Below are 6,663 nucleotides of genomic sequence, written 5' to 3'. Positions count from 1 at the left end.
GGCGAACTGTGCGCCCGCGGGCGCCGACGCGGCGTCGGGGGCGTACGCGGGCGCGGGCATCGGACCGGCGTCGGCGTCCGCTGCCTGGCCGGCCTCGGGGGCCTCGGTGGCCTCGGCGACAGGCGCGCCGTCCGTCCCCGCGTCGGGGACGATCGCAAGGGCGTGCTCGGTGCCCGCGTGCCCGGTGCCCGCGTGCTCGGCGTCGGCTGTGGGGACGCCCGGCTGTGCGGGTCCGCTCTCCGCGACGAACGCGCCCTGGTCCTGGTGCCCGGCCTCGGCGGCAGGGACGCCCGGGCCCGCGGGTGCGGCGTCCGCGGCGAAATCGGCGACGCCGTGATCACCCGCGTCGGTCACGGGGACGCCCTGGTCCGCGGGTCCGCCCTCCGCGGCGAACTCACCGGCTCCCGCGTGGCCGCCCTCGGCAACCGGCGCTTCCGGCGCGACGTGCGCACCGTCCACGGCGAACCCGCCGGCGCCCGTGTCGCCGGCATCGGCCGCGTGCGCGCCCGGAGCGGCGGGTCCGGACTCGACCGGCGCACCATCGGCGCCGTGAGCCGCCGGAACGCCCGGCGTACCCTGCCCGCCCTCGGCGTCGCCCGCGTGGGCGCCCAAGGCGTCGCCCGCGGGGACGCCCGAGGCGACAGGCCCGCCGTCGACCGGCGCACCGGCCACGTCGGCCTGCACGCCGTCCGCCGCGAGCGTCCCGGGGGTCGCCGGGACGCCGTCGGCCACGGGGTGGCCGGGAGCGGTCGGCGTACCGTCCGTGCCCAGGTGCCCGGCAGCCGGCGGCATACCGTCCGCACCCAAGTGCCCGGCAGCCGGCGGCGTGCCGTCCGGGAGGTTTCCGTGGGCCGTCGGCGCGCCTTCCGCGGGGAAGGCGCCGGCCGGCTGACCGGCGTCGGGAGCGAACCCGCCCGCCGCGGCCCCGGCTCCGGCGAGGTGTCCGCCGTCCGCGGCGGCCACTCCCACGGGCACCTGCCCGCTCTCCGGACCGTGCGCCCCGGCCGTGCCGTCCGCCGTGTCGGCCTGCGCGTCGTCCCCGCTCCGGACCGCGTACGCACCGTCCTGCCCGTGCGCGGCGCCCCCCGCCTCCGTCGCGATGCGGGCCATGACGGCCTGGGCCGCGCCGACCGGCTCGGCCTGCCGCTCGTGCTGTCCCTGTGCGGGAACAACCGTTTCCGCAGTCGTGGCCTCGGTGCCGACCGGCGCCTGGGCCACGCCCGGCGCCTGGGCGCTCCAGGGGGTGGCCCCCTGCGGGGACACGGCACGCCCCTGAGAGGCGTCGAGGTATTCGGGGCCCACCGTCGGCGGGCCCGGCTGGCGCACCGGGGCGCCCGCGGGGCCGCGGTCGGCCAGGGAGCGGACCGGGCTGGCGGAGGCGTCGGGGATGGGCGGACCGAGGTGGAGCGGACGGCGCGGGGTGACCGGCGGGATCGGGGTGGTCGGCGCCTCGGGCAGACGGACTCCGCCGAGGTCGACCGAGCCGCTGTCGCGGCCGGACATCTCGTGCGGGCCCGGCTCGTGCACGGTCTCGACGACCGGCTCCGGCGCGGGCGGCGCGACCTCGTTGCCCCAGGGGCTCTGCGCGCCCGGCAGCAGCAACAGGTCTTCGTCCTCGGCGGTGGTCTCGGAGAGGTAGGCGTACGCACCGGGCGCGGGAACGCCCGGCTGCTCAGCCATGCCTGCGTTCTCCGGCAGCCCCTCGCCCGGGACCTGGCCGGTGTCGGTCATGCGTACCCCTCGCCCATCGGTTAGTGCTTCTCGGTCCGGCTCACCGGGAACGGCGCACCGACCGCCCCCGTAGTGAAGAACGAGCGTGTGTGCCCAGCGGCACGAACGACCCGCCCATAAAAGGCGACAAAGCCATTCAGTGGCATTGTCCCGGTCGTCCCTCCTTCGCGACAGCTTGATCCGCGACGGCCCGCTGTGGACTGCGCCACGTTGCGCGTCCTCCGGTTCTGCCGTACCGCACCCACCCCAAAAGGGGCGCGTTTTCCGGACATTGGCGAACGAACTGCCGGGCCACCCGGTGCGGTACAACGGTCGGCCAGCCTACCGCGAGTGATAGGACTACCGGATCACCGGGAGGGAAGAAAACAGGATCACTGGGACGGCAGCGGGGTCACACCGTGCGCTCCGGCAGCATGCCCGCCCGTCACCCGACCACCGCCCCTCAACGAGGCGCTTCGCGCCGCCCCAGATCTCCCGTGAGCAGGAACGCGACGCTCCGCTCCGTCTCCGTCCAGGCCCGCGTGTCGAGTTCGACGGACTGCAGGAGGGCGCACTCCACGTCGTAGCCGTGCTCCGTCAGGTCGCGGCCGATGAGTTCGGCGGCGTCGCGGGTCGCGGCGTGCGTGACGATGCGCTGCGGACGGCGGTCGGCGACCGCCGAGACGACGGCCGCTCCCCCGCCGCCGACGCGGACGACGTCCGGCTCGGGGAGGTTCTCCAGGACGTGCGGGGCGGAGCCCTGGATGATCTGCGCCTGCACGCCGAAGCGGCGGGCGGCGGCGTCCGTGCGGGCGCAGGCGTCCAGCTTCCGGTCGACGGCGATGACGGCGGCGCCGGCGCGGGCGGCCTCGACGGCGAAGGCGCCGCTGCCGCAGCCGATGTCCCAGACGAGGTCGCCGACGCGCGGTCCCAGCCGGGCCAGTTGGGCGGCCCGGAGCAGATCGGTCTCGCCCTCGCCGAGCGGGCCGTCGTAGGTCTCGCCGGGCTGCGTCCAGCCGCGCGGGCCGGCGCCGGGGTCGCGTCCGGCGAGCCAGCCGCCGCTCTCCACCGCTGCGGCCGGGCCGCCGATGACGATGACGACGTTCGGGTCGCGCCAGGTGTGGTCGGGGGCCTTGTCGGAGGTGACGACGGTGACCTGCTCGCGATCGGTGCCCAGTTCCTCGCAGATGACGAAGGTGCGGTGCACGCCCTCCAGGAGCAGGCCGAGTTCGGCGGGGCCGGCGCCCGGTGAGGTGAGTACGGCCACCTTGGTGTGGGCTCGGCATACGTTCACCGCGCGTCGCAGGGTGCGCCTGTGTGCGACGACCACCTGGGCGTCGTCCCAGGGCATGCCGGCGCGTGCGAAGGCGGCGGCGACGGAGGAGACCGCGGGGACGACCTCGACCTCCAGGCCGAACTCGGGTGCGCGCAGGGTCCGTACGACGCCGAAGAAGCCCGGGTCGCCGTCCGCGAGGACGACGGCGGTGCCCCGGTGTCCGGCGATGCGGCGGGCGGCGAGGGCGACGCTGCCGAGCCGGATGCGCTCGGCGGAGGGCGGCACCTCGGGCAACGCCAGGTGGTGGGCGGCCCCGGCCACCAGGGTGGCGGCGCCGAGGGCGGAGCGAGCCGCGGCGGTCAGCGGCGAGCCGTCCCAGCCGATCACCGTGACGCGGTCGGCCATGGTCGTCAGTCTCCAGGGGGTTCACGCAGGTCGGGCTCCGTGAGGGTACCTGGTGGCGGAGGCGGCCGCTGCGGCGGTGCCGTCCCCCTCGGTCCCCGGGGTCCTAGTTCCAGTCGGGGAACGACGTGAAACCGCTGCTGTCGGCCAGCTGCTCGCCGGCGCCGTCCAGGTCCTCGGGGAGCAGGCTCCACACGATGTAGTCGGTGCGTACGTCGTTCCAGGTGCCGTCGTCCGCGCGGACGCGCGCTATGCAGGCGTTGCGCAGGACGCCCTCGCTGATACAGCCGATCTTCTGGGCGACCTGCTGGGAGGCGGTGTTGTCGGCCGCCGTGCGCAGCTCGATGCGCTCGAACTTCTGGTCGCCGAGCAGCCATTGGGCGGTGGCGAGCGCGGCCTCGGAGGCGTAGCCCTCGCCGCGGGCCCAGGGGGCGATGATGTACGACAGTTCGGTGGAGCGGATGCGCCAGTCGGTCTTCGCGAGCTGGACGACGCCGACCAGGCGCTGGGTGAGGAACTCCGTGACGGCGAAGGTGAGTCCGCGGCCCGCCCCGCGCTCGGCGGGCGCGTGCTCGGTGATCCAGGCGCGGGCCTGTTCCTCGCTGTAGGGCTGGGGGACGCTCGTCCAGGCGCCCACCTGCTCGTCGTTCATCATCTCGGCCAGGGCGGGCACGTCGTCCTCGTCCAGGGGTCGCAGCACCAACCGCTCCGTGCTGATGGAGATGTTGGGGAAGGTGCCACTCATGCGCCGCTCCGTAACCTTCGGAAAACCTGCAAGTCCTGCTGAACTGCCCAGCATGCAGCATGGACCCGCCGGACCGCACCACGGGGTCCACTCGCAGTGAGCGAGTAGACCCCGTGCGTGGCGATACGCCGTATACGTGCCGTCGGCACAGATCGCCCGCGGCTCAGAAGGACGGGATGACCGAGCCCTGGTACTTGTCCTCGATGAACTTCTTCACCTCGGGCGAAGTGAGCAGCTTGGCCAGCTTCTTGACCCGCGGGTCCTTCTCGTTGCCCTTCTTCACCGCGAGGAAGTTGCCGTACGGGCTGTTCTTCGCGGACTCCAGGACGAGCGCGTCCTTCGCGGGCTTGATCCCCGCGGAGATGGCGTAGTTGCCGTTGACGACGGCGGCGTCCACGTCGTCCAGGGAGCGTGCGGTCTGGGCCGCCTCGACCTCCTTGAACTTGAGGTTCTTCGGGTTCTTGGTGATGTCCTGCGGGGTCGCCTCGTTGCCCGCGCCGTCCTTGAGCGTGATGAGGCCGTTGGCCGCGAGCAGCTTCAGCGCGCGCGCCTCGTTCACGGCGTCGTTGGGGACGGCGACGGTCGCGCCGCTCTTGAGCGCGTCCACCTTCTTGACCTTGTGGGAGTACAGGCCGAGGGGCTCCAGGTGCACCGTGACGACGGGCACGATGTGGGTACCGCGCTTGTTGTTGAAGTCGTCGAGGTAGGGCTGGTTCTGGAAGTAGTTGGCGTCGACCGAACCGTCCTCGGTGGCGGTGTTCGGGACGATGTAGTCCTGGAACTCCTTGACCTGCAGGTCGAGTCCGGCCTTCTTGGCGAGGTTCTTCTCGACGAAGTTCAGGATCTCGGCGTGCGGGGTCGGGCTCGCGGCGACGACCAGCGGTCCGCTGTAGTCGGAGGAGGCCGAGTCCTTGCCCGAGCCGCAGGCGGTGAGCCCGAAGGCGAGGGCTCCGGCGGCGAGGACGGCGGTGCTGAGCTTTGCGGTGTTACGCACGAAAAGTGCCTTTCCTTTTGGGTGGAGCGATCCCGCGGTTGTGTGGGCGGGAAGTCTGAAGCGCGGTTACGCGGCCTTGCCGACGTCGGCGGACGCGGGGTCCGTGGCCCTGAGCAGCCGCAGCCTGGGTGCCGGGCCGGAGCGGCCGCCGCGGCGGTGCAGCGAGCGGGCGGCGAGGTCGCCGGCGAACTGGATGAGCGAGATGACCACGGCGAGGATCGCCACGGTGATCCACATCAGCTCGGTCTCGAAGCGCTGGTAGCCGTAGCGGATGGCGATGTCGCCGAGTCCGCCGGCGCCGACCGTGCCGGCCATGGCGGAGTAGCCGATCAGGGCGACGACGGTCGTCGTGGTGCTGGCGATGAGGGACGGCAGCGCCTCGGGCACGAGCACCTTGCGCACGATCGTCCAGGTGTTGCCGCCCATCGCCTGCACGGCCTCGACGAGCCCGCCGTCCACTTCGCGGACAGCCGTCTCGACGAGGCGCGCGAAGAACGGGATGGCGCCGATGGCGAGCGGCACGATGGCGGCCTCGCGGCCGATGGTGGTGCCGGTGATCGAGCGGGTGAAGGTCATCAGCGCGACCATCAGGATGATGAACGGCATCGAGCGGGCGATGTTCACGACCTGTCCGATGGCCTTGTTCGCCACGATGTTCTGCAGCAGTCCGCCCCGGTCGGTCAGGACGAGCAGGATGCCGAGCGGAAGTCCGCCGACGACGGCGATGAGCGTGGACCAGCCGACCATGTACAGCGTGTCCCAACACGCCTGGGACAGCAGGGGCTGCATCTCGGACCAGGTCACTTGGCACCTTCCTTCACCGGCCGGCTCTCGCCGACGACGTCGATCTGCAGTCCCTGTTCGCGCAGGAAGCCGATCGGCACGACGTTGTCCTCGTAGCGGCCGGGCAGCTCGATGCGCATGCGGCCGACCTGGAGGCCGCCGACGGTGTCGATGGCCGCGCCGAGGATCGATATGTCGATGTTGTAGGTGCGGGAGAGCTGGGAGATGACCGGCTGGGTGGCGGCCTCGCCCTGGAAGGTGACGTCGACGACCGTGCGGTCGGCGCCGGAGGCCTCGCCGCCGAGCGGGAAGAGGGCCGAGGCCAGCTCGGAGCCCGGGGTGGCGAGCAGTTCGCTCACCGTGCCGGACTCCACGACGCGGCCGTTCTCCATCAGGGCGGCCGAGTCGCAGACCGACTTCACGACGTCCATCTCGTGGGTGATGAGCAGGACCGTGAGACCCAGCTGCCGGTTCAGGTCGCGCAGCAGCGCCAGGATCGAGCGGGTGGTCTCGGGGTCGAGGGCGCTGGTGGCCTCGTCGGAGAGCAGCACCTCGGGGTCGCCGGCCAGGGCGCGGGCGATGCCGACGCGCTGCTTCTGGCCGCCGGAGAGCTGGGCGGGGTAGGCCCGCGCCTTGTCGGCGAGTCCGACGAGGTCCAGCAGCTCCAGCGCCTTGCGCGAGCGCTCCCGGCCCGACGTGCCGAGGATCTCCAGCGGCAGTTCGACGTTGTCCTGGACGGTGCGCGAGGACAAC

At 73.0% G+C, this 6,663-nt stretch carries 5 protein-coding genes and 1 pseudogene; all 6 read right to left on the bottom strand.

The genetic code is table 11. From position 1 onward, the window contains the following. Nucleotides 1–1,731: pseudogene (locus tag M8J74_RS41265) on the bottom strand (nicotinate-nucleotide--dimethylbenzimidazole phosphoribosyltransferase); the annotation flags it as partial. A gap of 442 nt (nucleotides 1,732–2,173) precedes the next feature. Next, nucleotides 2,174–3,391 carry a precorrin-6y C5,15-methyltransferase (decarboxylating) subunit CbiE gene (gene cbiE / locus M8J74_RS41260; protein WP_249841306.1) on the bottom strand — a complete coding sequence of 406 codons (1,218 nt, stop codon included), beginning with the start codon at nucleotides 3,389–3,391 and terminating at the stop codon, nucleotides 2,174–2,176. 103 nt (nucleotides 3,392–3,494) lie between these two features. Continuing rightward, nucleotides 3,495–4,133, bottom strand: coding sequence for a GNAT family N-acetyltransferase (locus M8J74_RS41255; RefSeq protein ID WP_249841305.1), 639 nt, complete (start codon nucleotides 4,131–4,133; stop codon nucleotides 3,495–3,497). A gap of 163 nt (nucleotides 4,134–4,296) precedes the next feature. Then, nucleotides 4,297–5,127, bottom strand: coding sequence for a MetQ/NlpA family ABC transporter substrate-binding protein (locus M8J74_RS41250; RefSeq protein WP_249841304.1), 831 nt, complete (start codon nucleotides 5,125–5,127; stop codon nucleotides 4,297–4,299). A 66-nt stretch (nucleotides 5,128–5,193) separates the two neighbouring features. Further along, nucleotides 5,194–5,931, bottom strand: coding sequence for a methionine ABC transporter permease (locus M8J74_RS41245; protein WP_249841303.1), 738 nt, complete (start codon nucleotides 5,929–5,931; stop codon nucleotides 5,194–5,196). After that, nucleotides 5,928–6,663: methionine ABC transporter ATP-binding protein (locus M8J74_RS41240; RefSeq protein ID WP_249841302.1), on the bottom strand; the 736-nt coding region annotated here is incomplete at its 5' end. The genes M8J74_RS41240 and M8J74_RS41245, both read right to left, overlap by 4 nt.

Origin of the sequence: Streptomyces panaciradicis (assembly GCF_023516615.1) — a bacterium.
Classification (GTDB): Bacteria; Actinomycetota; Actinomycetes; order Streptomycetales; family Streptomycetaceae; genus Streptomyces; species Streptomyces panaciradicis.
This window is presented reverse-complemented; position numbering and strand designations above follow the sequence as displayed.